This is a genomic window from Chromobacterium rhizoryzae, from assembly GCF_020544465.1.
Taxonomy (GTDB): domain Bacteria; phylum Pseudomonadota; class Gammaproteobacteria; order Burkholderiales; family Chromobacteriaceae; genus Chromobacterium.
Genome location: NZ_CP066126.1, coordinates 1151505 through 1177649 on the forward strand (window position 1 = coordinate 1151505; position 26145 = coordinate 1177649).

Annotated in this window: 27 protein-coding genes; 18 read left to right on the top strand and 9 right to left on the bottom strand. The window is 66.5% G+C overall.

Annotated features, from left to right (window positions below; all coding sequences use genetic code 11):
* Positions 1–12 precede the first annotated feature (12 nt).
* The 5 genes from treC to JC616_RS05260 all read left to right on the top strand — a co-directional run bounded on the left by treC (position 13) and on the right by JC616_RS05260 (position 5014).
* Positions 13–1665 (top strand): alpha,alpha-phosphotrehalase, encoded by a 1653-nt coding sequence (gene treC, locus JC616_RS05240; RefSeq protein WP_227107070.1) that lies wholly within the window; start codon positions 13–15, stop codon positions 1663–1665.
* A 96-nt stretch (positions 1666–1761) separates the two neighbouring features.
* The gene (locus JC616_RS05245) at positions 1762–2982 is read left to right on the top strand and encodes a maltoporin (protein ID WP_227107072.1); all 1221 of its coding nucleotides are present in this window, start codon (positions 1762–1764) and stop codon (positions 2980–2982) included.
* Positions 2983–3104: 122 nt separating this feature from the next.
* Entirely contained in the window at positions 3105–3896 is a 792-nt protein-coding gene (locus tag JC616_RS05250; protein ID WP_107798260.1) for an arylamine N-acetyltransferase family protein, read from the top strand.
* A 73-nt stretch (positions 3897–3969) separates the two neighbouring features.
* Positions 3970–4656: a DUF1345 domain-containing protein gene (locus JC616_RS05255; RefSeq protein ID WP_227107074.1), complete on the top strand. Its 687-nt coding sequence runs from the start codon at positions 3970–3972 to the stop codon at positions 4654–4656.
* 22 nt (positions 4657–4678) lie between these two features.
* A complete protein-coding gene (locus tag JC616_RS05260; RefSeq protein ID WP_166450669.1) occupies positions 4679–5014 on the top strand; it encodes a YnfA family protein in 336 nt (111 codons plus the stop codon).
* A gap of 82 nt (positions 5015–5096) precedes the next feature.
* On the opposite strand, the gene JC616_RS05265 is transcribed toward JC616_RS05260, so the two are convergent.
* The 4 genes from JC616_RS05265 to aceB all read right to left on the bottom strand — a co-directional run bounded on the left by JC616_RS05265 (position 5097) and on the right by aceB (position 9583).
* Entirely contained in the window at positions 5097–5708 is a 612-nt protein-coding gene (locus tag JC616_RS05265) for a glutathione S-transferase (RefSeq protein WP_227107076.1), read from the bottom strand.
* Between the two features lie 97 nt (positions 5709–5805).
* Entirely contained in the window at positions 5806–6495 is a 690-nt protein-coding gene (locus JC616_RS05270; RefSeq protein ID WP_107798261.1) for an SIMPL domain-containing protein, read from the bottom strand.
* Between the two features lie 63 nt (positions 6496–6558).
* On the bottom strand, positions 6559–7752 hold the full coding sequence (locus JC616_RS05275) for a GGDEF domain-containing protein (RefSeq protein ID WP_227107078.1): 1194 nt from the start codon (positions 7750–7752) through the stop codon (positions 6559–6561).
* 235 nt (positions 7753–7987) lie between these two features.
* Positions 7988–9583, bottom strand: a complete 1596-nt coding sequence (gene aceB / locus JC616_RS05280) for a malate synthase A (RefSeq protein ID WP_227107080.1) — start codon at positions 9581–9583, stop codon at positions 7988–7990.
* Between the two features lie 185 nt (positions 9584–9768).
* On the opposite strand from aceB, the gene JC616_RS05285 reads away from it, so the two are divergent.
* From JC616_RS05285 to JC616_RS05300, 4 genes are all read left to right on the top strand, one after another.
* Positions 9769–10659, top strand: a complete 891-nt coding sequence (locus JC616_RS05285; protein WP_227107082.1) for a LysR family transcriptional regulator — start codon at positions 9769–9771, stop codon at positions 10657–10659.
* Between the two features lie 4 nt (positions 10660–10663).
* Positions 10664–11125 carry a DUF4136 domain-containing protein gene (locus JC616_RS05290; protein WP_227107084.1) on the top strand — a complete coding sequence of 154 codons (462 nt, stop codon included), beginning with the start codon at positions 10664–10666 and terminating at the stop codon, positions 11123–11125.
* Between the two features lie 344 nt (positions 11126–11469).
* Positions 11470–12834 (top strand): amino acid permease, encoded by a 1365-nt coding sequence (locus JC616_RS05295; RefSeq protein ID WP_269326035.1) that lies wholly within the window; start codon positions 11470–11472, stop codon positions 12832–12834.
* Positions 12835–12926: 92 nt separating this feature from the next.
* Positions 12927–13451, top strand: coding sequence for an O-acetyl-ADP-ribose deacetylase (locus JC616_RS05300; RefSeq protein WP_227107086.1), 525 nt, complete (start codon positions 12927–12929; stop codon positions 13449–13451).
* Here the strand turns inward: JC616_RS05300 and JC616_RS05305 are convergent.
* Positions 13444–14319, bottom strand: a complete 876-nt coding sequence (locus JC616_RS05305; protein ID WP_227107088.1) for an ion transporter — start codon at positions 14317–14319, stop codon at positions 13444–13446. The two genes, JC616_RS05300 and JC616_RS05305, sit on opposite strands and share 8 nt — an antisense overlap.
* Positions 14320–14513: 194 nt before the next feature.
* Between JC616_RS05305 and cysK the strand changes: the two genes are divergently transcribed.
* Both cysK and JC616_RS05315 read left to right on the top strand, forming a co-directional pair.
* Positions 14514–15449: a cysteine synthase A gene (gene cysK, locus JC616_RS05310; protein ID WP_107798268.1), complete on the top strand. Its 936-nt coding sequence runs from the start codon at positions 14514–14516 to the stop codon at positions 15447–15449.
* 90 nt (positions 15450–15539) lie between these two features.
* Positions 15540–16412 carry an ATP-binding protein gene (locus JC616_RS05315; RefSeq protein ID WP_107798269.1) on the top strand — a complete coding sequence of 291 codons (873 nt, stop codon included), beginning with the start codon at positions 15540–15542 and terminating at the stop codon, positions 16410–16412.
* On the opposite strand, the gene JC616_RS05320 is transcribed toward JC616_RS05315, so the two are convergent.
* On the bottom strand, positions 16404–18113 hold the full coding sequence (locus tag JC616_RS05320; protein ID WP_227107090.1) for a potassium/proton antiporter: 1710 nt from the start codon (positions 18111–18113) through the stop codon (positions 16404–16406). The genes JC616_RS05315 and JC616_RS05320 overlap by 9 nt on opposite strands.
* A 513-nt stretch (positions 18114–18626) precedes the next feature.
* On the opposite strand from JC616_RS05320, the gene JC616_RS05325 reads away from it, so the two are divergent.
* From JC616_RS05325 to JC616_RS05335, 3 genes are all read left to right on the top strand, one after another.
* The gene (locus JC616_RS05325) at positions 18627–18830 is read left to right on the top strand and encodes a hypothetical protein (RefSeq protein WP_107798271.1); all 204 of its coding nucleotides are present in this window, start codon (positions 18627–18629) and stop codon (positions 18828–18830) included.
* Positions 18831–18955: 125 nt separating this feature from the next.
* Entirely contained in the window at positions 18956–19894 is a 939-nt protein-coding gene (locus tag JC616_RS05330) for a Nudix family hydrolase (RefSeq protein WP_227107091.1), read from the top strand.
* On the top strand, positions 19891–20319 hold the full coding sequence (locus JC616_RS05335; protein WP_227107092.1) for a hypothetical protein: 429 nt from the start codon (positions 19891–19893) through the stop codon (positions 20317–20319). Before JC616_RS05330 ends, JC616_RS05335 begins: the two co-directional genes overlap by 4 nt.
* Before the next feature lie 11 nt (positions 20320–20330).
* Here the strand turns inward: JC616_RS05335 and JC616_RS05340 are convergent, their stop codons facing one another.
* The 3 genes from JC616_RS05340 to JC616_RS05350 form a co-directional block, all read right to left on the bottom strand.
* Positions 20331–20783, bottom strand: a complete 453-nt coding sequence (locus tag JC616_RS05340; protein WP_227107094.1) for a DUF4442 domain-containing protein — start codon at positions 20781–20783, stop codon at positions 20331–20333.
* Between the two features lie 89 nt (positions 20784–20872).
* Positions 20873–21385, bottom strand: a complete 513-nt coding sequence (gene sodC, locus JC616_RS05345; RefSeq protein WP_107798275.1) for a superoxide dismutase family protein — start codon at positions 21383–21385, stop codon at positions 20873–20875.
* A gap of 99 nt (positions 21386–21484) precedes the next feature.
* Positions 21485–22147, bottom strand: a complete 663-nt coding sequence (locus JC616_RS05350; protein WP_227107096.1) for a cytochrome b — start codon at positions 22145–22147, stop codon at positions 21485–21487.
* A gap of 337 nt (positions 22148–22484) precedes the next feature.
* On the opposite strand from JC616_RS05350, the gene gspG reads away from it, so the two are divergent.
* Genes gspG through JC616_RS05370 form a run of 4 tightly spaced genes read left to right on the top strand, consistent with a single transcriptional unit; the run spans position 22485 to position 26143 of the window.
* On the top strand, positions 22485–22913 hold the full coding sequence (gspG, locus tag JC616_RS05355) for a type II secretion system major pseudopilin GspG (RefSeq protein ID WP_107798277.1): 429 nt from the start codon (positions 22485–22487) through the stop codon (positions 22911–22913).
* Positions 22903–23370, top strand: coding sequence for a transglycosylase SLT domain-containing protein (locus JC616_RS05360; protein WP_107798278.1), 468 nt, complete (start codon positions 22903–22905; stop codon positions 23368–23370). Before gspG ends, JC616_RS05360 begins: the two co-directional genes overlap by 11 nt.
* A gap of 1 nt (position 23371) precedes the next feature.
* Positions 23372–24553, top strand: a complete 1182-nt coding sequence (locus JC616_RS05365; RefSeq protein WP_107798279.1) for a type II secretion system F family protein — start codon at positions 23372–23374, stop codon at positions 24551–24553.
* Between the two features lie 9 nt (positions 24554–24562).
* Positions 24563–26143 carry a GspE/PulE family protein gene (locus tag JC616_RS05370; protein WP_227107098.1) on the top strand — a complete coding sequence of 527 codons (1581 nt, stop codon included), beginning with the start codon at positions 24563–24565 and terminating at the stop codon, positions 26141–26143.
* Positions 26144–26145: the final 2 nt, after the last annotated feature.

Consider the following 26145-nt stretch of genomic DNA (forward strand, 5'->3'; position numbering starts at 1 on the left):
AAAGCCGTTCCGATGAACAAGAATTTGAAATCCGCGGTGGTGTACCAGATTTACCCCAAGAGCTTTTACAGCCACCACGGCACGGCCACCGGCGATCTGCTGGGGGTGGCGGACAAGCTGGACTACCTGGCCTGGCTGGGCGTGGATTATTTGTGGCTGACGCCGTTCTACCGCTCGCCGCAGCGCGACAACGGCTACGACGTCAGCGATTACTACGCCATAGACCCGGCCTACGGCAGCATGGCCGATTTCGAACTGCTGCTGGCCGAGGCGCGGCTGCGCGGCATCGGGGTGATGCTGGACATCGTGGTCAACCACACTTCCACCGAGCATCCGTGGTTCCGTCAGGCCTTGCAGGGCCGGGACAATCCCTATCGGGATTTTTACATCTGGCGCGACCGGCCCAATAACTGGCGCTCCAAGTTCGGCGGGTCGGCCTGGGAGTGGGACGAGGCCAGCGGCCAGTATTATCTGCACCTGTTCGACAAGACCCAGGCGGATCTGAACTGGGACAACCCGGCGGTGCGGCGCGCGGTGTTCGACATGATGAACTTCTGGGCGGACAAGGGCGTGTCCGGTTTCCGGCTGGACGTGATCAATCTGATTTCCAAGGACCCGGCCTTTTCCGAGGACGACAGCGACGGCCGCCATTTCTACACCGACGGCCCGCGGGTGCACGAATACCTGCAGCAGATGCACCGCGAGGTGTTCGCCGGCCGCGATCTGATGACGGTGGGGGAGATGTCGTCCACCTCGCTGGAGCACTGCGTCGCCTATTCGCATCCCGAACGGCGCGAGTTGTCGATGACCTTCAACTTCCACCATTTGAAAGTGGATTACCCGGACGGCGAGAAATGGCGCGCGGCGCCCTTCGATTTCATCGCGCTCAAACGCATCCTGTCTGATTGGCAGCGCGGCATGCACGAGGGCGGCGGCTGGAACGCGCTGTTCTGGTGCAACCACGATCAGCCGCGAGTGGTGTCGCGCTTCGGCGACGCCGGCCGCTACCGGCTGGAGTCCGCCAAGATGCTGGCGACCACGCTGCACGGCCTGCAAGGCACGCCCTACATCTACCAGGGCGAGGAAATCGGCATGGCCGACCCCGGCTTCGCCGATATCGACGACTACCGCGACGTGGAAACCCGCAACGCCTATCGCCAGTTGCTGGCCGACGGCCTGGGGCGGGAAGAGGCGATGGCGGCGATCCGGCAGAAGTCGCGCGACAACTCGCGCACGCCTATGCAATGGGACGACGGCCGCTTCGCCGGCTTCTCGCGGCGCGAGCCGTGGATAGGGCTGGCGCCGGACGCGGAGACGGTGAACGTCGCCGCCGCGCGCCGCGATCCGGACTCGGTGCTGCAGCATTACCGGCGTTTGATCGCGCTGCGCAAGCAGTACCCGATCTTCAGCGACGGCGATTACCGCTGCCTGACGCCGGACGATACGGCGCTATGGGTCTACGCGCGGACCGGAGCGCGCGAGAAGCTGCTGGTGATCAGCAATTTCAGCGCCGAGGAGCGCGACTATTCGCCGCCGGCCGACTACCTGGGCCCGGATCACGCCTGGCAGCTGCTGTGCGCCAATTACGCCGACGCGGCGGCGCATCCCGCCCGGGCGCGGCTGCGGCCTTACGAATCGTTGATGTACCGCGCCGTTCTGAACTGAGCCTCAGATTTTCGAGGAGTTAATCCTCTGCGAGCTGCCGGCATTCCCGGCCGGCAGGCCGCGCTGTGCCCAAAACTAAGGGAAATGGAGAGAACAATGACTCAATTCGTACCCCGCGGCCTGGCCTTGCTGGCCTTGTCCGCCCCCTTGCTGCTGCCCGCCGCCGCCCAGGCGCTGGACTTTCACGGCTACGCCCGCCTGGGCGCCGGCGGATCGGACGGCGGCGGCAAACAGAGCTGCTTCCAGCTGGCCGGCGCCGAAACCAAGTACCGGCTCGGCAACGAATGCGAGCAGTACGCCGAACTGGAACTGGGCCAGCAGCTGTTCCAGGCCGACAACGGCAGCAAGCTCAGCGTGGTGGGCATGGCCAGCCTGTACAACCGCAACGGCCATTCGCTGACCTTCCAGGGCGACAACGGCAATGTCCGGCTACCGCAGGCCTACGCCAAATGGAGCGACATCCCGCAGCTGAACGGCGCCACGCTGTGGGCCGGCCGGCGCTACTACAAGCGTCACGACGTGCATATCGCCGACTTTTATTTCTGGAACCCCAGCGGCACCGGCTTCGGCCTGGAGGATTTCAAGCTGGGCCGGGAGCTCAAGCTCAGCTACGCCTTCTCGCGCAACGACAATTGGTGGCAGGCGGACCAGGCCAATAAGCACGATCTGCAATTGGGCGGCATCGCCGTCAATCCCGGCGGCGAGCTGAGCCTGGGCCTCAGCTACATCCAGCGCGCCGGCCAGGTGGCGGGCGCGAACAGCGGCTGGTCGCTCAGCGCGCTGCACGAGCAAAAAGGCGTGTTGGGCGGCCGCAATCTGTTCTCGCTGCAATACGGGGTGGGACCGGGCACCGGCCTGGGCGGCACCGGCAGCCTCGTCAGCGACAGCGGCGCGCGCCGCAGCCGCCTGGTGGAGGCGCTGGACTGGCAGGCCACGCGCGAGTTCGGCGGCCAGCTGATGCTGGCCTGGCAGCGCGACGCGCGGCCGGACGGCGGGCAGACCTGGTGGTCGGCCGGCGCGCGGCCGGTCTACGCCTTCGGCGAGCGCTTCAAGCTGGCGGCCGAGCTGGGTTTCGACCGGGTCAAGGCCGCCGACGGACAGGTCCGCACCCTGAGCAAGTTCACCATCGCGCCGACGCTGGCGCTGGACAAGGCGTTCTGGAGCCGGCCGGAACTGCGCTTCTTCTACACCTACGCGCGCTGGAACCGCGCCGCCCAGCAGGCGGCCGCGCCCGGCTCGACGCTGGCTGAAGGCGGCGCCTTCGGCAACGCGCTCAGCGGCTCCACCTTCGGGGTGCAGCTGGAACATTGGTGGTGAGCGGCGTTTGAGCGCAAGGGGGCGGACCATCAAATTTTTTGAACGTCTCGCCCGGATAATTGATCTGTCGATCCCGTCCGGCGGCTGTTAGATTGCCTGTCTGACGCTAGACGGGAGGGACTATGCCGGACATCAACGCTCTTTTTCGGGCCCGCGTCGGCTGGGACGCGCAGCGGCCGCTGGCTTTCGAGGACATCGACGCCTTGTTGCGCGAGACGGCCTTGAGCCTGCCGTTTGAAAACCTGAGCCTGTTCCAGGGCGGGCCCGAGCCCATCAGCGAGCACAGCCTGCTGGAAAAAATCGCGCTGCGCGACGAAGGCGGCCTGTGTTACGAACTCAATCCCTTGCTTTATCTCTTCCTGCGCCGTAACGGCCTGGAAGCCAGCCTGATCCGCGCGACGATCTTCGATGAAGACAGCCAGGACTGGTTGCCGCTGGGCGGCACCCATGTCGCCATTCTGCTGTGGCATCAAGGCCAGGGCTATCTGCTGGATTGCGGCTACGGCCTCAAGCAGCCGCTGCGCATGGTGCCGCTGTGCGGCGAAGTGGCGCGCTCCGCCAACGGCGACTACCGAGTGGCCTGGCCGGCCGGCGCCGGCTTCGCGCAACTGGAGCGGCGGCCGCCGGGGGAGGGCGAGAGCTGGCGCATCGCCTACGGTTTCGATCTGGACGACGAGATCGCCGATTGCGGCGCGCTGAGCGAGATCCAGCGCCGTATCGCCGAGGATCCGCGCTCGCCGTTCAACAAGAGCCGGCTGATGGCCTTGCTGACCGCCGAAGGCAGCCGGGTGCTGACCGAGGACGCGCTGACCGAGACCCGCAACGGCAGGCAATGCCGGCTGACGCTGGCGCCGGGCGAGTTCGAGACCTTCCGCCGGCTGTTCACCCGGCGCTTTAGCGCGTCGCCGGGCTGAGCGGCGAGGGCTTGCCGCCCGCGCCGGGACAGGTACACTGAGGCCCTGATCCATTGCCGGGAGTTTCGCCGCCATGTCCGCCCTGTTTCGCTCCGTCCGCCGGTTCGCGCCGGCGCGCATGCTGCTGGCCCGTCCGCGGCTGGTGATCGCCGCCGCCGTCGGCCTGCTGACCGTGCTGGCGCTGCCCTGGCTGTTGCCGATGCGGGAGATCACCCGCTACATCGTCGGCTGGAACGCCGGCGCCGCGCTCTATCTGGCGCTGGTGGCCTGGATGATGTTCAGCGAGGGCCGTCAGCACATCCGCCATTGGGCCAGGCTGGAGGACGAGGGGCAGACGCTGGTGATGACGCTGGCCGTTTTGGCGGCGCTGGCCAGCCTGGCCGCCATCGTGCTGGAGCTGGCGGCGGTCAAGGACCTGCACGGCTGGCCGCGCGCCGTCCACGTCGCGCTGGCCATCCTGACCATTTTTTCCTCCTGGGCCTTCATTCACGTGATGTTCGCGCTGCATTACGCGCGCGCCTACTACGCCGCCCACGCGCGTGGCCTGGCGCCGGGCCTGGAGTTTCCCGGCAAGGAGGAGCCGGATTACGGCGACTTCCTCTATTTCGCCTGCATCATAGGCACGTCCGGACAGACGGCCGACGTCAGCTACACCACCAGCGCCATGCGCAAGGTGGGCACGCTGCATTGCGTGCTGTCCTTCTTTTTCAACGCCACGGTGTTGGCCTTGATGATCAATATCGCCGCCGGCCTGATCTGATGCCGGCGCGCAGCGAGACCCCATGTTGAATGCTTTGAAATTATTGCTTTTGTTCGGCCTGACCGCGGTGGCGGAAATCGTCGGCTGTTACTTGCCCTGGTTGTGGCTGCGCAAGGAGGGGCCGTGGTGGCTGTTGCTGCCGGCGGCGCTGGCCTTGACGCTCTTCGTCTGGTTGCTCAGCCTGCATCCGGCGGCGGCGGGCCGGGTCTATGCCGCCTACGGCGGCGTCTACGTGGCGGTGGCGCTGTTGTGGCTGTGGCTGGTGGACGGCGTGCGGCCCAGTGTTTGGGACATGGCCGGCGCGGCGGTGGCCTTGTGCGGGATGGCCATCATCATGCTGGCGCCGCGGCCGGTCTGAGAACGGATTGTCTATCCGCCGCGCGGCGAGACGACATGAAAAAACCGGGCTTGGGCCCGGTTTTTTGTGACGGCGGCGCGGCTCAGGCGGCCGGCGGCAGGGTGTCGGCGAAGGACGGCCGCGTCATCAGCCGCTCCAGCAGGCTGGCCAGATTGGGATGGCTGTCGCGCCAGTCTATTTCCGGGAAGCGGAAATCCAGATAGCCCAGGCAGGCGCCGACGGCGATGTCGGCCAGGCTGTAGCCCACGCCGTTGCACCATTGGCGGTCGGCCAGATCGGCGGCGAGCGCGGCCAGGCCGCGGTCTATCTTGCCGCGTTGGCGCGCGATCACTTCCGGCATCTGCTTGTCGTCCGGGCGCCGTTTTTCCAGCACGATGGCCACCGCGGCGTCGACGATGCCGTCGGCCAGCGCTTCCCAGCGGCGGGTGGCGATCAGCAGGCGGTTTTCCTGCGGCAGGATGCGCGACACCGGGGAGATATTGTCCAGATACTCGGCGATGACGCGCGAGTCGTACAGCGTCGAGCCGTCATCCAGTTCCAGAACCGGCACCTTGCCCAGAGGATTGTAGTCGCCGACGCGGGTATCCGCGTTCCACGGCACGTCCTCCTCCAGCGGGCAGTCTATTTTCTTTTCGGCCAGCACGATGCGCACCTTGCGGGCGTAGGGGCTGGTCAACGAGGCGATCAGTTTCATGTTTCGGGTCGTTCTGGATGATGGCTGGCGAAGTGCTCGCCGGACGCGAGGCCTGGCGAGCGACTACTTTAGCGCAATGCCGTGGCGGCTGGAAGGCTTACTTCAACTCCACCTTGCCGCTGACTTGCAGTTGCAGTTGCGATTGTCCTGGCTGCAGGTCCGGTTGGGCCACTTCCGCGTTGGCGGCCATGCCGGCGGCCTTCATCATCATCGGCGGGCGGAAGATGGGCGACTGGCTGCCTATGTCCAATTCCTTGATATTGCTGACGTTTTTGCCGATTGCCTTGGCGGCGATCTTGGCCTGGGCTTCCAGATTGGCGATGGCCTCCGGCAGCATGCTCTGCTCGGCTTCCTTGCGCGCCTGGTCGGACACGCTGAATTGCAGCCCTTGCAGCAACAGGTTCTGTTGCAGTTTGGCCATCAGTTCGGCGGCCTGGGTGAAGTCGCGGCTCTTCAGCTGGATTTCCACCCGGCCTTGCCAGCCCTGAATCTTGCCGTTTTTGTCGTAATTGGGCCAGGTGTTGTAGCCGCCGCTGGACAGCTGCACCTTGGAGTAGTTGCGGCCCAGCGCAATGCCCTGGGCGGCGGCCTTGTTAAGCCTATCGGCCAGCACCGCCGGCTGGGCGTTGCTCATTTGCTGGTAGAAGGTGGCGCTGATCTGGTCGTTGGCCACTTCGCGCTGCGCGCTGGCGGACAGATTGAGCTGGGTGCTTTCGGCCAGCGCCGGGGCGGCGCTGACGGCGAACAGGGTTCCGAGGCTGGCAAGCAAGAGAGTTGGTTTGTTCATGTGTCGATTCCCATGACATTGTTGTCTTGATCGGAAAAGTCCGATTTGCAGTGTGTAGGCCCATCATGCCCGAGAAAAGTTTCCGACGGCATACTGTCCTTCGGCCAGTTCTATCCGGTTGCGGCCGTTGCGCTTGGCCCGGTAGAGCTGGCCGTCCGCGGCGCGGAACAGGCTGGAGAGGCCGTCGTAAGGCTGCTGGCTGGTGCTGGCCACCCCGATGCTGACGCTGACGCGCAAGGGCGGGGCGGCGGCGGCCGGTTGCGGCCGCAGCGCGTCCACCGCGCGCAGGATGCGTTGCGCGGCCGCGTGCGCGTCCTCCAGGCCGGTGCGCGGCAGCAGCATCACGAACTCCTCGCCGCCGTAACGGCCGACGATGTCGTCGCGGCCCGCCTCCGCGCGCAGGCAGGCGGCCAGTTGTTGCAGCACCAGGTCGCCGCACTGGTGGCCGTAGCGGTCGTTGATGCTTTTGAAGTGGTCCACGTCCAAGAGCAGCAGCGCCAGCGGTTTGCGCTCGCGCCAGGCGCGGCGGCAGGCGGCCTCGGCCAGTTCGCGGAAGCGGCGCTGGTTGAGCAGATTGGTCAGGCCGTCGTGGCTGGCCTGGTGCTGGGTCCGCTCCAGCGCGCGCTCGTAGCAGATGTACAGCGCGCACAGGATGAAGCTGAAGCTGAGCCAGTGCATGCCCAGCGAACTGAGCATGGTGAAGCGCATCGCGTCGGCGTCGTAGACCTTGCCGGCCCAGCCGGCGTGGACGATGCGCGCCAGCGCCAGCAAGGCGTACAGCAGGCAGACCGTCAGCGCCATCTTGCGGCCGGCGCCGCCGATGCGCGAATGTCCGGGCCACAGCTCGCGCGCGGCCAGCAGCCAGGCGATCAGATAAACCAGGCAGACCGCGGCGGTGCGGCGTCCCATATCGGCCGGGCCGGCCAGTATATAGGCGCTCATGCCGGCGGCCGTCAGCAGCAGGCTTTGCCAGACGCGCGGACGCTTGCCGTTCAGATGGCGGATGCCGCAGAGCGCGACGGGATGGAACAGCATCCACAGCAGATTGTTGAACACCAGTTGCGGCCACGGCGGCAGGCCGATGGGCAAGAGGCTGAACACGCCGCCCAGGCTGACGCAGATGCCGGCCGCGCAGAAATACAGAAAGGCCCGCTCGTCGCGGTTGCGCAGCCAGAACATCGTGATGACGGCGGTCAGCACCAGGCCGTAACCGGTGGTGCTGAGCACGGTGGCCTGAAAGTCGAGGATGCTTTGCATGTAGGAGTCTGTTCAAAGTCCGCTGCGCGCGTTGAAAGCTCGCGCAGCGAGCGCGGCGCCCTGTGTCGCGGGCGGGCGCCAGAGCTTGAACAGGCTCCGAGGCGGGCGCGCTTTGCAAGGTGAATTATGACAAGCGGCCCATCATAGGGCCCTTGTCCATGCTCTTCAATCCGCAAAGCTACGCAGCCGGGCTGACAAATCCCGACAATGAGGCCGCCGGGATTCATTTGTCCTGTCAGGCCAGGTATTCGTATCCCGGCAGCGTCAGGAACTCGACGAAATCGTCCGAGGTGGTCAGCAGATCGAACATCGCCGCCGCGTCGTCGTACTGGCGGGTCCAGCGCGCGCCGTACTCGGCCTTGAGCTTGGCCGTCTCCGCCGCGTGCAGCTGGCGGAACAGCTCGACGGTGACTTTGCGGCCGTCGTCCAGCACGCCCTTGGGGCTGCGCATCCATTGCCAGATCTGAGAGCGGGAGATCTCGGCGGTGGCGGCGTCTTCCATCAGATTGTGGATGGGCACGCAGCCGTTGCCGGAAATCCAGGCGCCCAGGTACTGGATGCCGACATTGATGTTCATCGCCAGCCCGGCTTCGGTGATCGGCGCTTCCGGCTGGAAGTTGAGCAAGTCGGCGGCGCCGACCTGAACGTCCGGCCGCTGCTTGGCGATCTGGTTGGGCGCGTCGCCCAGCACCTTGCCGAAGGCCTCGGCGGCGATGGGCACCAGGCCGGGGTGGGCCACCCAGCCGCCGTCGTAGCCGTCGGCGGCGTCGCGTTCCTTGTCCGCCCGGACGCCGGCCAGCGCCTTCTCGTTGGCCTCCGGATCGTTCTTGATCGGAATCAGCGCCGCCATGCCGCCTATCGCCGGCGCCGCGCGGCGATGGCAGGTTTTCAGCAGCAGCAGCGCGTAGGCGCGCATGAAGGGCACCGTCATGGTGATCTGGGCGCGGTTGGCCAGGCAGAAGTCGCGGTTCTGGCGGAATTTCTTGATGCAGCTGAAGATGTAGTCCCAGCGGCCGGCGTTGAGGCCGGCGCTGTGCTCGCGCAATTCGTACAGGATTTCGTCCATTTCGAAGGCGGCGAGTATGGTTTCGATCAATACCGTGGCCTTGATCGTGCCCTGGGGGATGGACAGCTCCTGTTGGGCGAAGACGAACACCTCGTTCCACAGCCGCGCTTCCAGATGGCTTTCCATCTTGGGCAGGTAGTAATAAGTGGCGCTGCCCGAGCCGCGCAAGAATTCGATGTTGTGGAAGAAGGACAGGGCGAAGTCGAACAGCGCGCCGGAGACGATGTCGCCGTCCACCTTGACGTGCTTTTCCATCAAATGCCAGCCGCGCGGCCGCAGCAGCAAGGTGGCGGTGTCGGCGTTGAGCCGGTATTGCTTGCCGTCCGGGTTGGCGAAGGAAATGGTCTTGCGGTAGGCGTCGCGGACATTGATCTGGCCGTTGATCTGGTTGTCCCAGCTTGGGCAGTTGGAGTCCTCGAAGTCCGCCATGAAGCTCTTGGCGCCGGAATTGAGCGCGTTGATCATCATCTTGCGGTCCACCGGGCCGGTGATTTCCACGCGGCGGTCCAGCAAGTCGTCCGGCAGCGGCGCGATCTTCCAGTCGCCGGCGCGGACGGCGGCGGTGTCGGGCAGGAAGTCCGGCAGCTTGCCGGCGTCCAGTTCCGCCTGGCGCGCGGCGCGGGCGGCCATCAGCTCGCGGCGGCGCGGCTCGAAGCGGCGGTGCAGCTTGGCGACGAAGGCCAGCGCGTCGTGGCTGAGGATGTCGGCGTAGGCCGGGGTGAGCGTAGCGAGGATTTCCATCCCCTGGGGAAGCGCGGCTGCCATGCTGGGACTCCTTTGCATCGTTGGACGGGGCGGCGAGCGGACGCGCCGGGACGGGCGGCGCCCGCGTCCGGACCTGGGACAGTGAAACGGGACCTGGCTAGTCTATCTAGGCAAAGCGTAAAAAAAAATGCATATATAGACATATCATCTTTTACTTTTTGTTAGCTAATCGTGGGGCGGCCCGGATGTTGAAACAATTGGAGACCTTTGTCGCCGTGGTGTCGCAGGGCAGTTTGTCGGCCGCCGCGCGCCAGGAGGGCGTGGTGCCGGCCATCATCGGCCGGCGCATAGACGCGCTGGAGGAGAGGCTGGGCGTCAAGCTCCTGACCCGCAGCACGCGCAGCCTGGCGCTCACTCAGGAGGGCGCGGCCTTTTTCGAAGACTGTCAGCGCATCCTCGCCGACCTGGAGGACGCCGAAGCGGCGGTGGCTTCCGGCAGCGGCCGCGCGCGCGGCCATCTGCGGGTGTCGGCGCCGGCCGGCTTTGGCCGCAAGCACGTGGCGCCGCACATCGCCGGTTTCCAGCTACGCCATCCGGACGTCAAGGTGACGCTGGATCTGTCGGACCGGCTGGTGGACCTGCAGCGCGACCGCATCGATTGCGCGATCCGCATCTCCGACCTGGCCGATTCCTCGCTGGTGGCGATCCGGCTGGCGGAAAACCGCCGCGTGGTGGTGGCGGCGCCGGCCTATCTGGCGCGTCACGGCCTGCCGCGCCGCTTGGAGGATCTGGCCGAGCACAACTGCCTGTCCCTGGGCGAGAGCCAGAGCCGCGGCTGGGCGTTCCGCCGCGACGGCGAGGCGGTGAACCTGCGCGTGAGCGGCCGGCTGGAGTGCAACGACGGCGCGGTGCTGCACGACTGGGCCTTGCAGGGCCTGGGCCTGGCCTGGCGTTCGCTGTGGGAGGTGAAGGACGATTTGTCCGATGGCCGGCTGGTGACGGTGCTGGATGAATTCTCCGCGCCGGACTATCCGGTGTGCGCGGTGGTGCCGCAGCGCCGCCTGCTGCCGGCGCGGGTACGGCACTTCGTCGACTATTTGCGGTCAGTGTATGCTGACGCGGCTTATTGGAATTGAGGCGATGAAGATGAAAACAGCGATGGCGGCGCTCTTGGCGCTGCTGGCGGCCGGCCCGTCCTGGGCCGGCGCGGGCACGGTGGGACTGAGCTGCCTGCCGTCGGCCGGCGCCGGCGTGGACATGCGCGAGTGGCTGCTGGACCGGCTGGTCTTGAAGGGGGCGGCGGTGGACGAGGCGCGTCCGCAATGGAAGCTGTGCTTCAAGCAAAGCCAGCAGCGCCAGGTGTATTGGCCGGCGGACGGCTGGTACGCCGGCGGCTGGCGCGATTGGCGCTACGGTGGCGGCATGTATTGGTCGCCGGACTATCAGGTGCGCACGGTGCGCACGCTGGCGCTGGAAGTGGTCAACAGCGCCGACGGCGCCATGTTGTGGCAGGGCCAGCAGGAATTGGGCGACGGCGACAACGGTCGTCAGCAATTGGAGAACGCCGCGCGCAAATTGATAGATTTAATGCCATTGCCATGATTTGTTTTGCGCTATGATGACGCGCAGGGTTTGATGGCCGCGGGCTATATGGGGTTTCCCGTATTGCCGGCGGCCGGCCCTGCGGTACTATCGCATTCTTCCCCGGCATGAACTGCGTGGATCGGCGGCTTAAGCACCGCGCTCGACAACGGCAAGCCCTTGTTATCGCGTTTATTTAAAGCCAACGACAGACAGAGCAGCGGGGAGAGGACACAACAGATCATACAGGCCCTATCCGAGTATGAAGCGCCCGCCGGGACAGCGGGCGCTTTGTCGTTGTACCGGACGGCCGTTACGGGACAGTGAAACAAATGAGTTTGATGCGCAAAAAGAGCGTCCAGGGAATGCTGGCTACCGCTCAGACCTCGCGTGGGCTTCGCAAGGAGCTTTCCGCTTTCGACCTTACCATGCTCGGCATCGGCGCCATCATCGGCACCGGCATCTTCGTGCTGACCGGCACCGGCGCCACGGTGGCCGGCCCCGGACTGGTGCTTTCCTTCGTGATCAGCGCCTTCGCCTGCGGCTTCGCCGCGCTGTGCTACGCCGAGTTCGCTTCCATGCTGCCGGTTTCCGGCTCCACTTACACTTACGCTTACGCCACGCTGGGCGAGATGATCGCCTGGATCATAGGCTGGGACTTGCTGCTGGAATACCTGCTGGCCTCGTCGGCGGTGTCGGTGGGCTGGTCCGGTTATTTCCAGAGCCTGCTATCCGGCTTCGGCGTAACCCTGCCTGAATACCTGACCGCCGCCGCCGGCTCGCTGCCGGGCAAGCAGACGCTGTTCAATCTGCCGGCCTTCTGCGTGGCGATGGTGATCACCGCCTTGCTGGCCTTCGGCATCAAGGAATCCAAGCGCGTCAACAATGTGGTGGTGCTGATCAAGGTGGGCGTGGTGTTGTTGTTCATCGGCATCGGCGTGTGGCACGTCAAGCCGGTGAACTGGCAGCCGGCGCTGCCCTTCGGCTTCTCCGGCGTGTTCCACGGCGCCGCCATCGTGTTCTTCAGCTTCATCGGCTTCGACGCGGTGACCTGCGCCGCCGAGGAAGTGAAGAACCCGGCCAAGGACATCCCGCGCGGGGTGATCTGGTCGCTGGGCGTGTGTTCGCTGCTCTATGTGGTGGTGGCCGCCATCATGACCGGCATCGTGCCTTATATGCAGTTCGCCGGTGTCGACCACCCGGTGTCGCTGGCCTTGCAAGTGGCCAAGCTGGACTGGTTCGCCGGCTTCGTCGACCTGGGCGCCATCCTCGGCATGATGACGGTGATCCTGGTGATGACTTACGGCCAGACCCGCATCCTGTTCGCGATGTCGCGCGACGGCCTGCTGCCCAAGATCTTCTCCGAGGTGAACCCCAAGTACGGCACCCCGTACAAGGCCACCTGGCTGATCGGCACCATCATCGCCTTGCTGGCCGGCTTCGTGCCGCTGCACACCCTGGCCGAGCTGGTGAACATCGGCACCCTGGCCGCCTTCACCCTGATCGCGCTGTCGGTGATCGTGCTGCGCAAGCGCGAACCCGATCTGCCGCGCAAATTCGTCTGCCCGGGCGTGCCCTACATCCCGACGCTGGCCATCCTGTGCTGCGGCTTCCTGATGACTCAGCTGTCGCTGCTGACCTGGCTGTGCTTCATGGCCTGGTTGTTGATCGGCCTGGTAGTGTACTTTGGCTATTCGCGGCGCAACTCGCTGTTGAACAATCCTGCTTAAGGCGGAAAAGGAAAAAGCCGGCGTCAGCCGGCTTTTTTTACGCCTGGCGCCGGCGGGCGGATAATGGCGGCTTGGACGGAGGAGGGGATGCAATGGAAGCGAAGACCGAATTGACGGCATGGCAGGGCGACATCACCACGCTGGCGCTGGACGCCATCGTCAACGCCGCCAACACCCGCTTGCTGGGCGGCGGCGGCGTGGACGGCGCCATTCACCGCGCCGCCGGACCGGAACTGCTGGCGGAATGCCGGAGCTTGCACGGTTGCCGCGTCGGTGAGGCCAAGCTGACCGCCGGCTATCGGCTGCCGGCGCGGCATGTGATCCACACCGTGGGTCCGGTGTGGCAGGGCGGCGCCCACGGGGAGGCGGAGCTGCTGGCCGCCTGCTACCGCAACAGCCTGGCACTGGCGGCGCGGCATGGTTTGGACGGCATCGCTTTCCCGGCGATCAGCTGCGGCGTTTACGGCTATCCGCAGCAGCAGGCCGCCGTCATCGCGGTGGAGACGGTGCGTGATTGGCTGGCGCGCGAGCCGCATGGCCTGCGGCGGGTGTTGCTGGTGGCTTTCGACGACGCGATGGCCGGCCGCTACCGGCAGTTGCTGGCCGGCATTAGCTGACCTCGCCCTTGGACGGACGCGGCAACTGTCCGCCGCAGTGCTTGCAGAAGCGCGCGTCCCAGTCGTGGCCCTCGGTGAAGCAGTGCGGGCACAGCCGGGTGCCGGACACCGCCTCCACGGTCTTGCTCTTGGCGCCGCTGCCGCGCGCGATTTCGGCGGTGACGATGCCGGTGGGCACCGCGATGATGCCGTAGCCGGTGATCATCACCACGCTGGCCAGCGCCTGGCCCAGCGGCGTCTTGGGCGTGATGTCGCCGAAGCCCACCGTGGTCAGGGTGACGATGGCCCAGTAAATGCTGACCGGGATGCTGGTGTAGCCGTGCTCCGGTCCTTCGATCACGAACATCAGCGTACCCAGAATCACCACCAGCAAGACCACGGTGACCAGGAAGACCGTGATCTTGCGGCGGCTGGCCAGCATCGCCCGTTTCAGTTCGCTGGCCTCGCCGATATAGCGCGTCAGCTTGAGGATGCGGAACATGCGCAGCAGCCGCAGGATGCGGATATCCGCCAGGAAGCGGCTTTCCGGGATGAACAGACCCAGATACATCGGCAGCACCGCCATCAGATCGATGACGCCGAAGAAGCTTTTCACATAGCGCATCGGTTTATGGATGCAGATCAGCCGCAAGGCGTATTCAATAGTGAACAGAATGGTGAAACACCAGTCTAGAATCTTGAGCTGGACGCCCCAGGCCGCTTGTATGCTTTGCACGCTCTCCAGAATCACCGTCAGCACCGACAGCAGGATGGCGACGATCAGGGCCAGGTCGAAGATGCGGCCGGGCCGGGTGTCTGCCTCGTAAATGATGATGTAGAGCTTGCGGCGCCAGCCGGTGAGCGGGATCAGGGTTTCCTGTGTGGGCATAGGCGGGGAATGGACCTTGGTCTGCGGGTGATGGGCGATGGTTTCAGTGTAGCCGCCGGGCCGCGGAGAGCGCGTGGCCGGCTGAGACTGCCAAGTTTGTCGATTATAAGCAAACAATATTTTGGATCGTCGCTCGGCTTGTTTATGATGCTGGGTAATATGGTTTTCTTCAAAACTGTCTGTGGAGAATAAAGATGCGAATTGCCAATGCAGTGACGGATTTGATCGGCAACACCCCGCTGGTGCGGCTTAATCGGGTGACCGATGGCTGCGGCGCCACCGTGGCGGCCAAGCTGGAGTTCTTCAACCCGGCTCACAGCGTTAAGGACCGCATCGCGGTGGCGATGATAGACGCCGCCGAGCAGGCCGGCAAAATCGGCCCGGACACCACCATCGTCGAACCCACTTCCGGCAATACCGGCATCGGCCTGGCCATGGTCTGCGCCGCGCGCGGCTACAAGCTGGTGATCACCATGCCGGAAACCATGAGCCGCGAACGCCGCCAGCTGCTGCGCGCCTACGGCGCCGAGCTGATCCTGACCCCGGGGCCGGACGGCATGGGCGGCGCCATCGCCAAGGCGCGCGAGCTGGTGGAGCAGAATCCGGACAGCCATTTCATGCCACAGCAGTTTGAGAACCCGGCCAACCCGGCCATCCACCGCAACACCACCGCCGAAGAAGTGTGGAACGACACCGACGGCCAGGTCGACATCTTCGTCGCCGGCGTGGGCACTGGCGGCACCATCACCGGCGTGGGCGAAGTGCTGAAGGCGCGCAAGCCCGGCGTGCAGATCGTGGCGGTGGAGCCGGACGCCTCGCCGGTGCTGTCCGGCGGCGCCAAGGGCCCGCACCCGATCCAGGGCATCGGAGCCGGTTTTGTGCCGGCCATCCTCAACACCGGCATTTACGATGAAATCATCCGCGTGAAGAACGAGGACGCGATGGAGACCGCGCGCGCGGTGGCCGCGCGCGAAGGCCTGCTGGTGGGCATCTCTTCCGGCGCGGCGGTGTGGGCGGCGCTGGAACTGGCCAAGCGTCCGGAAAACGCCGGCAAGTTGATCGTGGTAGTGATTCCCTCCTTTGGCGAGCGCTATCTGTCCACGCCCTTGTTCCAACATCTGGCGGACTGAGTTCGGCCGCGGCCGCGGCCGCGAATATCGACAGCCTGGCGGCTTTCTGCCAGGCTGTTTGTTTTTGTCGTTTCGCATCGAGGGGAAATCATGGAGCAGTTGCAAGCCTTCCTGGCCCGGGCCGAAGCCATGCTGGCGCGCCTGGAGCCCTTGCTGCCGCCGGCGCGGCCGGAGCCGGATTGGAGCGCATTGGCTTTCCGCTGGCAGCGCCAGGGCATGGCCGGCTGGCTGGAGGCGGTGGCGGAGCCGCACGCGCCGGAACTGGAGCGGCTGACCCATATCGACGCTCAGCGCGCGCAATTGCTGCGCAACACCCGCCAGTTCGTCAAGGGGCGGCCGGCCAACAATGTGCTGCTCACCGGCGCGCGCGGCACCGGCAAGTCCTCGCTGGTCAAGGCGCTGTTGCCGGCCTTCGCCGCCAAGGGCCTGCGCATCATCGAGGTGGACAAGGCGCAGCTGGGCGATCTGAACCGCATCGTCGAGATGGTGGCCGGACGCAAGGAGCGCTTCATCCTGTTCTGCGACGATCTGTCCTTCGAGCAGGGCGACGACGCCTACAAGGCGCTGAAGACCGCGCTGGACGGCGGCCTGGCGCGCCGCGTCGACAATGTGCTGGTGTACGCGACGTCCAACCGCCGTCATCTGATGCCGGAAAAAATGAGCGAAAACCGCGAAGGCTGGGTGCAGGACGGCGAAATCCATCCGGGCGAGGCGATAGAGGAAAAGGTGTCGTTGTCCGACCGTTTCGGGCTGTGGCTGTCCTTCTATCCCTTCGATCAAGACGCCTATCTGGCGGCGGCGGCCGAGTGGCTGGCGCATTTCGGCCTGAAGCTGGACGCGGAGGCGGAAAAGGCGGCGCTGCACTGGAGCCATCTGCGCGGCAGCCGCTCCGGCCGCGTCGCCTGGCAGTTCGCCTGCGACTGGGCCGGGCGCGGCGCCAAGGAGCGCAAAGCCTTATTGTGATTTCAAATAGCGCAGGCCCACGCTCTTGACCTGGCCGTCGGCGGCCGCGCGTATCACCATCTCCAACCGGTCCAGCCGCAGCACGTCGCCGGCCACCAGCGGGTAGCCGCAAGCGCGCTTGCAGTAGTCGGCGATGCTGTCGGCGCGGTCGCGGTCGCTCAGATTCAGGCCGTAGCTGTCGGCCAGATCGGCCAGCCGCGCCAGGCCGGATACGGTGAAGTAGCCGTAATAGGGATCTTCGCCGGGCGGGTGGAAGGCTTCGCCGGCCGTCTCCAGCGCCGGGCCGGGGCCGATCAGGCAGGCCCAGTCGCCGGCGCGCAGCGTCTGGCTCGCCGTCGGTTCCAGCGCTTGTTCGTCGCGGTACAGCGCCGCCAGCCGCACGCCGCTGGGCAAGGCCAGCTCGCCGGCCAGCTGGCCTTCGGCCGGGCTGTCGGCGCGCACCTGGCAGGAGGCCGCCTCATAGCGGGCTTCCTGGCCGCTGACCACCGGCACCCGGTGCTCCACGTCCGGCCGCGCCGGCAGTTTCAACTTCAGCCTTTCAGCCAGCGGCGCGATGGTCCAGCCCTGGAACAGCAGCGACATCATCACCACGAAGAAGGCCACGTTGAAGAAGAGCTGGCTATTGGGCAGCCCCGCCATCAGCGGGAAGATGGCCAGAATCACCGGCACCGCGCCGCGTAGGCCCACCCAGCTCATGAACAGCTTTTCCGCCTTGGGCACCGGGAAGGGCAGCATGCACAGCCATACCGCCAGCGGCCGCGCCACCAGCATCAGCACGATGGAGATCGCCAGCGCGTAGGGCGCCACCGGCAGCAGATTGGACGGCGTCACCAAGAGGCCCAGCACCAGGAACATGGTCACTTGCGCCAGCCAGGCGTAGCCGTCGTGGATATTCAATAGATTGGGCAGGTCCGCCACCCGGGCGTTGCCCACCACGATGCCGGCCAGGTAGATGGCGAGGAAGCCGCTGCCGCCGGCCGCCGTGGTCAGGCTGAACAGCGCGCCGGCGGTGCCCAGGCTGAACAGGGCCAACATCGCGCCGCGCGGCCCCAGGCGCTGGAACAGCCAGACCATGGCCTTACCGCCGGCCCAGCCGGCCAAGGCGCCCAGGCCCATCTGTTTGACGAACAGCCACAGCATGGCGGCGACGCCGGCGTCCTGGCCCTGCTGGCCCAAGACCCCGATCAGCGCCGAGGTCAGGAACACCGCCATCGGATCGTTGCTGCCGGATTCTATCTCCAGCGCGCTGCCGACGCGGCGGTTGATCTCCAGGCCGCGGCCGGACAGGAGGGCGAACACCGCGGCGGCGTCGGTGGAGCCGACGATGGCGCCGATCAGCAAGCCCTCCAGCCAGCTTAGATTCAGCACCCAGGCGGCGAACAGGCCGGTCACGCCGGTGGTGATCAAGACGCCCAGCGTGGCCAGCACTCCGGCCGGCTTCAGGCTGATGCGGAAGCTGTCCTGGCGCGTGCGCAGGCCGCCGTCGAACAGGATCACCACCAGGGCGATGGTGCCGATCACATAGCTGAGCTGGTAATTGCTGAACACGATCTTGCCGGGGCCGTCCTCGCCGGCCAGCATGCCCAGCGCGAGGAAGACCAGCAGCAGCGGCGCGCCGAAGCGGGAGGCGATGGAGGACACCACCAGGCTGGCGAGGAATACCAGCGAGCCGGCCAGAATGAGTGAATTCAGGGTGTCCAAGCAAAATCTCCTTCTGGCGGTGGCGGGGCCGCATCGATGATGCGAGCGGGGGATGCTGCGAATCGGGACTTGCCGGGGCGAGATGAAGCCGACTGCCGCGCCGCAAGACGGGGGTCAAAGTCCGCTGCGCGGAGCCAAAGCCGACATGGCGGAAGGCGTGCGGAATGCTCTTGTTGAACATTCCCTGGTCTCAGGCCGTTCTCGTCTTGTCTCTGTTCCGTGCGCGCGTCCTTGAACGCCTTCTCATGGCGGAGGGTTCATGACAATGGGGACAAATGTGTTGAATTCGCTGCCTTACAGGGCTAATGGTAACACTTTGTTACCGATTGGCCGGGATGGATCTGCCCGCTGGACGCATTTTTTGCAAAAAACGTCGTGTCAGGCGACTTTATGCCGGCGGCAAATCGCGCTTTATGCCAACAGTATCGTGTTGTATATTTGTTTGGCATTTTATGCGCATGGTCACGGCAGATTCGGACCATGTTCTCCTTCACTTTGTCTGAGGTATGCGCAATGACTCGCAAAATCATTCTGGCCCTGGCGGCCTTGTCCTTCCCCTTGATGACCCTGGCCGCGCCGGCGCCCTGGTATCTGTGGCAAAGCAAGCTCGACGGCAAGCTCGCTTGCTCGCAATTCTCCCTGGGGCCGGGCTGGACGCAGTTCAGCTCCCAGCCTTATAAGGACGCCGGCTGCACCAAGCCGGGCCGCCCGGGCTGAGGTCTTAGACCGTTGGTTGAGTCAATAAGGGCGCCGCGGCGCCCTTATTGCTGGGGAGCGCTTGCGGTAGAATGCGCTGCCGGCCGCGGAGAGCCGGAACGATATTCACCGGGCAAGACCAAGCAATGAGCGACAGCAAGATCATCGAGGTAGTGGCCGGCGCGCTGATGCGGCCTGACGGCAGTTTCATGCTGGGCAGCCGGCCGGAGGGCAAGCCTTACGCCGGTTACTGGGAGTTTCCCGGCGGCAAGGTGGAGCCGGGCGAAAGTGGCGAACAGGCGCTGGCGCGCGAACTCTACGAGGAAATGGGCATTGAAACGCTGGCCGCGACGCCGTGGCTGAGCAAGGTCCATCATTATGAGCACGCCTCGGTGCGGCTGCGTTTCTTCCGGGTCTGGTCCTGGCGCGGCGAGCCGCAGCCGCGGGAAGGCCAAAGCTTCGCCTGGCAGAGGCCAGGCGCTTGCACGGTGCAGCCCATGTTGCCGGCCAACGGGCCCATTCTCAAATCGCTGGAATTGCCGGCGGCCTACGCGATCACCTGCGCGCACGAAATCGGCGTGGACGCCCAATTGCGGCGGCTGGAGCAGGGGCCGGCCTGGGGCATGGTGCAGGTGCGCGAGCCGCAGATGGCGCGCGCCGAGCTCGCCGATTTCGTCGCCAAGGCGGCGGCCATTGTCCATGAGCGCGGCGGCAAGCTGATGGTCAACGCCGATCCGGCCTGGGTGGCGGAATGGCCGGTGGACGGTGTGCATCTGAACACGGCGCGGCTGGCCTCGCTGAAGGAGCGCCCGGCGTTTGCCTGGGTGGGCGCCTCGGCGCACGAGGCGGCGCAGGTGGCGCGGATAGGCGAACTGGGGCTGGATTACGCCTTGCTCGGCCATGTGGCCGCCACCGCCAGCCATCCCGGCGCGGCGCCCTTGGGCTGGGACGGTTTCCGGCTTTGTCTGGCGGACGGCGCGCCGACGCCGGTCTACGCGCTGGGCGGCATGAGCATGGATGATCTGGAGGCCGCCCGCCGCCACGGCGCGCATGGGGTGGCGCTGATGCGGGGGGCTTGGCGATGACGGCCAAACAGCGTAAATGGCTGGCGCTGGGCGGCGTTTTGCTGCTGCTGGCCTGTATCAAGTTCGGCCTGATTTACCGCTGGTACAGCGAGCGGCAAGCGGTCAAGCCGTCGCCCTTGGCCTGCGTCGCCGGCCAGGCGAGCTGCGCCCTGCCGGGCGGCGGCGTCTGGCGTTTCGCCTCGCCGCCGCAGCACGGCAGACCGTTTGAAATCCGCTTGCAGGGCGTCGCGGCGCGGGAAGCGCCACAGGTGGAGTTCAATATGGCCGACATGGACATGGGCTTCAACCGTTACACCTTTGTGCGCGACGGCGCGGACTGGAAGGCGACGGTGACGCTGCCGCTGTGCGTCAGCGGCAGCCGCGATTGGCTGGCCGTCCTGAGTCTGGACGGCAAGCGCTACCTGCTGCCGTTTTCCGCGCGCTGAAGCGCGGCGCCTCATTTCTTCTTGCGTTTGATGTACAGCGTCTTGAACACCCTCGCCACCAGCTCGTTCTGTTGATCGACGATGTCCACCTGCAATTGCGGCAGGTATTTGTCGCCCGAGGCGGTGCGCAGCCTGATGTCCTCCAGCATGCCCGGCGTGAGCCGGAAGCGCGCGCTCACCGTGCCGCGGCCCGGCTTGACGTAGTCGATGCTGCCGCTCTTGTCCCACACATAGTAGTCCCGCCCCAGTTGGTGCATCAGCATCAGCATGAAGAAGGGATCGGTCATCGCGTACAGGCTGCCGCCGAAATGGGTGCCGACATAGTTGCGGTTGCTGAAGCCCAGTTTCAGCCGCACTTCGATATCGCTGAAATCGGCGGCCAGCCGTTTGACGCGGATGCCGGCGCCCAGGAAGGGCGGCCACAGATTGAGCAGGAATCGGAACAGCCAGGCGGGTGGTTTCATCTCGGTTGAAACGGTCGTTTGAATTCTGTCATCGTCAATAAAAAAACCGGCCTTGTCAATCGCGCCGGTTTTTCCTTGCCGAGTACGGTTTATTCGACCACGCCGCAGGCCATGCGCGCGCCGCCGCCGCCCAAGGGCTGCGGATGATCGCTGTGATTGTCGCCGCCGGCGTGCACCATCAGCGCGCGGCCGGAGAAGTCCGCCGCTTTCAGCCGCGGCGCCAGCACCGGATAACTCGCCTTGCCGTCGGCGCCCACGTACAGCGCCGGCAGATCGCCCTTGTGGCCGCGGCCGTAAGGGCCGGCGTGCGCGCCGGTCTTGTCCGGGTCCCAGTGGCCGCCGGCGGCGCCGGCCGGCGTGACCGCGCCGTTGGCGCCGACGGACGGCGCGCAAGAGGGTTTTTCATGGACGTGGAAACCGTGCACGCCGGGCGGCAGTTTTTCAAGCTTGGGCGTCAACAGCGCGCCGTAGGGCGTGTCCTCGATCAGGACGCTGCCGGCCGGGCCGGCGTCGCCCTTGGCGTCGACGAAGGACAGCTCCACGCTTTGCGCCAGGGCCAGCGCGGGCAGACAGCACAAGACGGCGGATAGGGGACGTAACATGGGTAGGTTCTCCGTATAGGCGGGGGAACAGTCAAGACCTCGATTGTGCCATCCCGGTTCCAGGCCGGAGCCTGGCTGTTCGGGTGGGACGGGCGCGCGTCAGGAGGCCAGCCGGTCCGCGGACGTCAGTTCCTCGTTCTGCGCCAGGGTGTCCGGCGAGCAACGGTGGCAGTCGGCCGCGGCGGGAGCCGCCGCCGGCGCCGGCCGCCGCCAGCTCATGCGCCGCAGCGTGTCGTCCTTCAGCGCGACATGGTGCCAGACGGCGGCGGCGATGTGGACGGCGAGCAGACCGTAGAAGATCCAGCCCAGCCATTCGTGCAGGCCCACCGTCGCGACGACCAGGGTCGGGTCGGCCGCGACCAGGCGCGGGAAGTCGAAGCCCAGCAGCGGCATCGGGATCGCCAGCCCCTTGGCGTTGACGATGATCCAGCCCAGCAGGCAGGACGCCAGAATGAGGCCGTAGATGGCCAGATGGGCGGCATGGGCGCAGGCGCGCTGCGCGCGGCTGCTGCCGGCCAGCGGCGGCAGCGCCGGACCGGCCAGCCGCGTGGCGGCGCGCAGCAGGGTCAGGAACAGCAGGGCCATGCCGCAGCCTATGTGCACGATCATCACGCTGCGCATGTCGGCGACGGCGTGGCCGGCCAGCAGGTGACGCAAGCCGCCGGCCAGCGTCAGGGCGGCCATCAAGAGCACGCTCAGCCAGTGAAACAGGATTTGCAGACGCGGATAGCCAGGGTTGGCGGCCGGGGCGGAAGAGGGCATGCGTTTCTCCAAGGCGCGGCCGCTGGGACGGATGCCCGCGGCGCGTTCGATTAAAAACGCTATTCAAGCGCCGCCGCCGGCGACGGCGCCATGATTCTGAAACCATTCTCAAGCCGCCCGTCCGCGCCGCCGGACGCCCTTCCCGGCGCCGGCCGTCAGGCCCCGCCGCGGTCGTTTTAGATTCCTTTCAGAAATATTGAGAACGGCGAAAGCCCCGTGTGAGCATGCGCTGGCAAGGGGCGGAACCGTCGCCGTCCCTGCCGGGGTCCGGCGCGGACGCCGCTTATATCTTCCAGCGCACGCTCTTGCGGCGCGGTTTTTTGGACAAGCGAATCTTATGACGACGATGAACGCTAGACGGCGCTCCGCCGGACAAGGCGGCTTCACGCTGCTGGAATTGCTGGTGGTGCTGCTGATCATCGCCCTCTTGGCCGGTTATGTCGGGCCCAAGCTGTTTTCCCAGGTGGACAAGGCCAAGGTCAAGGCCACCCAGGCGCAAATGAAAACCCTGGGCGACGCCTTGGCGCAATACCGGCTGGACGTTGGCGGCTATCCCAGCGCGGAGCAGGGGCTGGGCGCGCTGCTGAAGGCGCCGCCTGGCGTGGCCGGCTGGCATGGGCCCTATCTGGCCAAGGATGTGCCGATGGACGCCTGGGGCCGGCCGTATCAATGGCGGGTGCCCGGCGGCGAGAGCGAGGCTGAGATCGTATCCCTGGGCGAGGCCGGGCGGGCGGGAGGCGACGGTGAACTGGTCCATGCGCTGTAAGGGACTGCTGCCGCTGCTGGCCGCCTGCGCCGCGCTGGCCGACGGCGCGCAGGCGGCGGCCAATTGCTGGCGCGAGGCCGGCGCGCGCCACCGGGTGGATCCGCTGCTGCTGTATTCCATCGCCAAGGTGGAATCGGCGCTGAATCCGCGCGCCGTCAACTACAACAAGGACGGCAGCCACGACATCGGCCTGATGCAGATCAACAGCCTTCATCTGCCGGGGCTGGCCAAGCGCGGCATCACGCGTCAGCGCCTGCTGGACGAGCCCTGTCTGAGCATACAGGTGGGCGCGTCCATCCTGGCGGACTTCATCGCGCGCTACGGCTACACCTGGCGCGCGGTGGGCGCTTACAACGCCGGCGGCGCGGCGACGCGCGAAGGCGCGCGCAAGCGCTATGTGGACAAGGTGTGGCGGCAGTATCTGCAATTGCGCGCCGAGCGCGAGGCGAGGGGCTGAGATGGCGGCCTACCGGATCAGCGTCCTGGCTCAGGGCGAGGTGAGGACGCGCCTGGTGCGGGCGGACAACGAGGCCGCCGCGCGGGCCCAACTGGGCGCGGACGACGGCCTGGTGCTGGAGGCGAGGCGCGAGGCCGGCGCGGAGGGCGCGCTCAAGGGCGCGGCGCTGGGCTTGCTGCTGCAGGAGCTGTCGGCGTTGCTGGAGGCCGGCCTGGCGCTGATCGAGGCGCTGGAAGCGCTGCGCGACAAGGCCGGCGGCGGCGACAAGGCCTTGCAGGGCGTGCTGGACCGGCTATTGCAAGCGCTGTACCAGGGCCAGCCGCTGTCGCGCGCGATGGAGGCCCAGCCGGAAGCCTTCCCGGCCTTGCTGGCGGCCACCGTGGCCGCGTCCGAAGGCAGCGGCCAGCTGCCGGCGGCGCTGAAGCGCTATCAGTATTACGAGCTGCGCATCGTCGCCATCCGCAAGCGGGTGACCGGCGCCCTGGTCTATCCGGCGCTGGTGCTCTCCGTCGGCTTCGGCATTCTGCTGTTCATGCTGTTCTTCGTGATTCCCCGTTTCGCCGTGGTGTTCGAATCGCTGCGCGAACTGCCGGCCAGCGCCGCCGCCATGCTGTGGTGGGCGCGCTTGGTCCAGGCTCACGGCGGCTTGCTGGGCGCGGGCCTGGCTGTCGGCCTGACGGCGCTGTGCCTGCTGCTGCGCGCCCGGCGAACCCAGCGCGCGCTGCTGAGCTTGTTGTGGACGCTGCCCCGGCTGCGGGATGTCGCGCGCCTGTTCGTGCTGGCGCGTTTTTACCGCACCGCCGGTTTATTGATCGCCGGCGGCACGCCGGCCTTGCAGGCCTTCGACTTGTCCGCGGGGCTGTTGCCGGACGCCTACGCGCAGCGCTTGGCGCGCGCGCTGGAGGAGTTGCGCGCCGGCCGGCCGGTGGCGGACACCCTGGCGCGCCACCAACTGACCACGGCGGTGGCGGAGCGCTTATTGCGCGTCGGCGAACAAAGCGGCGATCTGGGCGGCATGTGCGAGCGCATCGCCCAGTTCCACGACGGCGCGCTGGATCAGGCGATCGAGGTATTCAGCAAAGTGTTCGAGCCGATTCTGATGTTGGCGGTGGGCGGCCTGGTCGGCCTGATCGTCGCCCTGCTGTATATGCCGATATTCGAACTGGCCGGCGGCATGGGCTGAGGAGACGTGATGCGAGCATTGATGGACCCGACGACGAGGGCCGGCTGGCAATGGCGGCGCGAGAGCGGAGAGGAAGACCTGCCGATGGCCGAGCTGCTGAACCGGCAGCTGGAGCGCGAGCCGGCCAGCCTGCCGCAGGCGGCGCGGCTGCTGGGCCTGGCCGCGCTGAGCGAGGCCCAGGTGGGGGAGGCGGCGGCGCGCTTCGATCTGCTGCCGCTGCCGGAAGCGCTGTCCTGCCGGGCGGTGCCGCTGGAGTGGCGGGGCGAATTGTACCTGCTGCTGGCCGAACCGCTGCGGCTGGACGCGCGTCTCGGCCTGCAAAACCGGCTGTTGGGCCGCGGCCAGCGCTTCGCCCTCAGCCTGCCCGGCGTGGCCGACGCCTGGCTGAAACAGGCGGAGGCCCGCGAGCGGGTGATGGACGGCGCGGCGGTGGATCTGGCCGAGGACAGCCTGGCCAAGGCGGTGGAGTCTATCTCGCTGACCAGCCTGGCCAAGGACGAAAGCCCGGTGATCCGCCTGGTCAACATGACCTTGTACGACGCGCTGCAAAGCCGCGCCAGCGACATCCACCTGGAGTCCCGCGACGACGGGCTGCAGATACGCTACCGCATCGACGGCGTGATGCAGGCCATACGCAAGGTGCCGGGGCAGTTGGCGGCCAGCCAGACCATGTCGCGGCTGAAAGTGCTGTCCAGCCTGGACATCGCGGAAAAGCGCGTGCCGCAGGACGGCCGCTTCAAGGTGGCGCTGCAAGGCCGCGAAGTGGACTTCCGCGTGTCCATCATGCCGGGCGCCCACGGCGAAAACGCGGTGCTGCGCCTGCTGGACAAATCCCAGCGCGGCGACAGCCTGAACCTGGACAGCCTGGGCTTTCACGGCGAAACCGCGCGCCGCGTGCGCGCGCTGGCGCAACTGCCCTACGGCCTGACCCTGATCACCGGGCCCACCGGCAGCGGCAAATCCACCACCTTGTACGGCGCGCTGGCGGAGATCAATACCGGCGAGGAAAAGATCATCACCATCGAAGACCCGGTGGAGTACGAGATGGCCGGCATTCTGCAAATCCCGGTCAACGAGAAAAAGGGCCTGACCTTCGCCCGCGGCCTGCGCTCCATCCTGCGCCACGATCCGGACACCATTCTGGTGGGCGAGATCCGCGACGCCGAAACCGCGGCCATCGCGGTGCAGTCCGCGCTGACCGGCCACCGCGTGCTGTCCTCGGTGCACGCCAACGACGCCTTCAGCGTGATAGACCGCTTTCTCTACATGGGCGTGGAAGCGGCCACTTTCCTGGAAGCGCTCAACGGCGTGGTGTCGCAGCGCCTGGTGCGCCGGCTGTGCGTCGTCTGCGCCGGCGCCGGTTGCGAGCACTGCCGCGGCGGCGGCTTCCACGGCCGCATCGCGCTGGCGGAAGTGCTGCGCCTGGACAGCCGGCTCAAGGAAGCGCTGCTGGAGCGCTCGCCGCAGAAGCGCCAGCAGGCGCTGGCGCAATGCGCCGATTATCAATCGCTGCGCGACGCCGCCCTCGAGGCGGTGGCGCGCGGACTCACCACCTATCAGGAGGTCAGCCGTGCCGTGGCCATGGAATGACA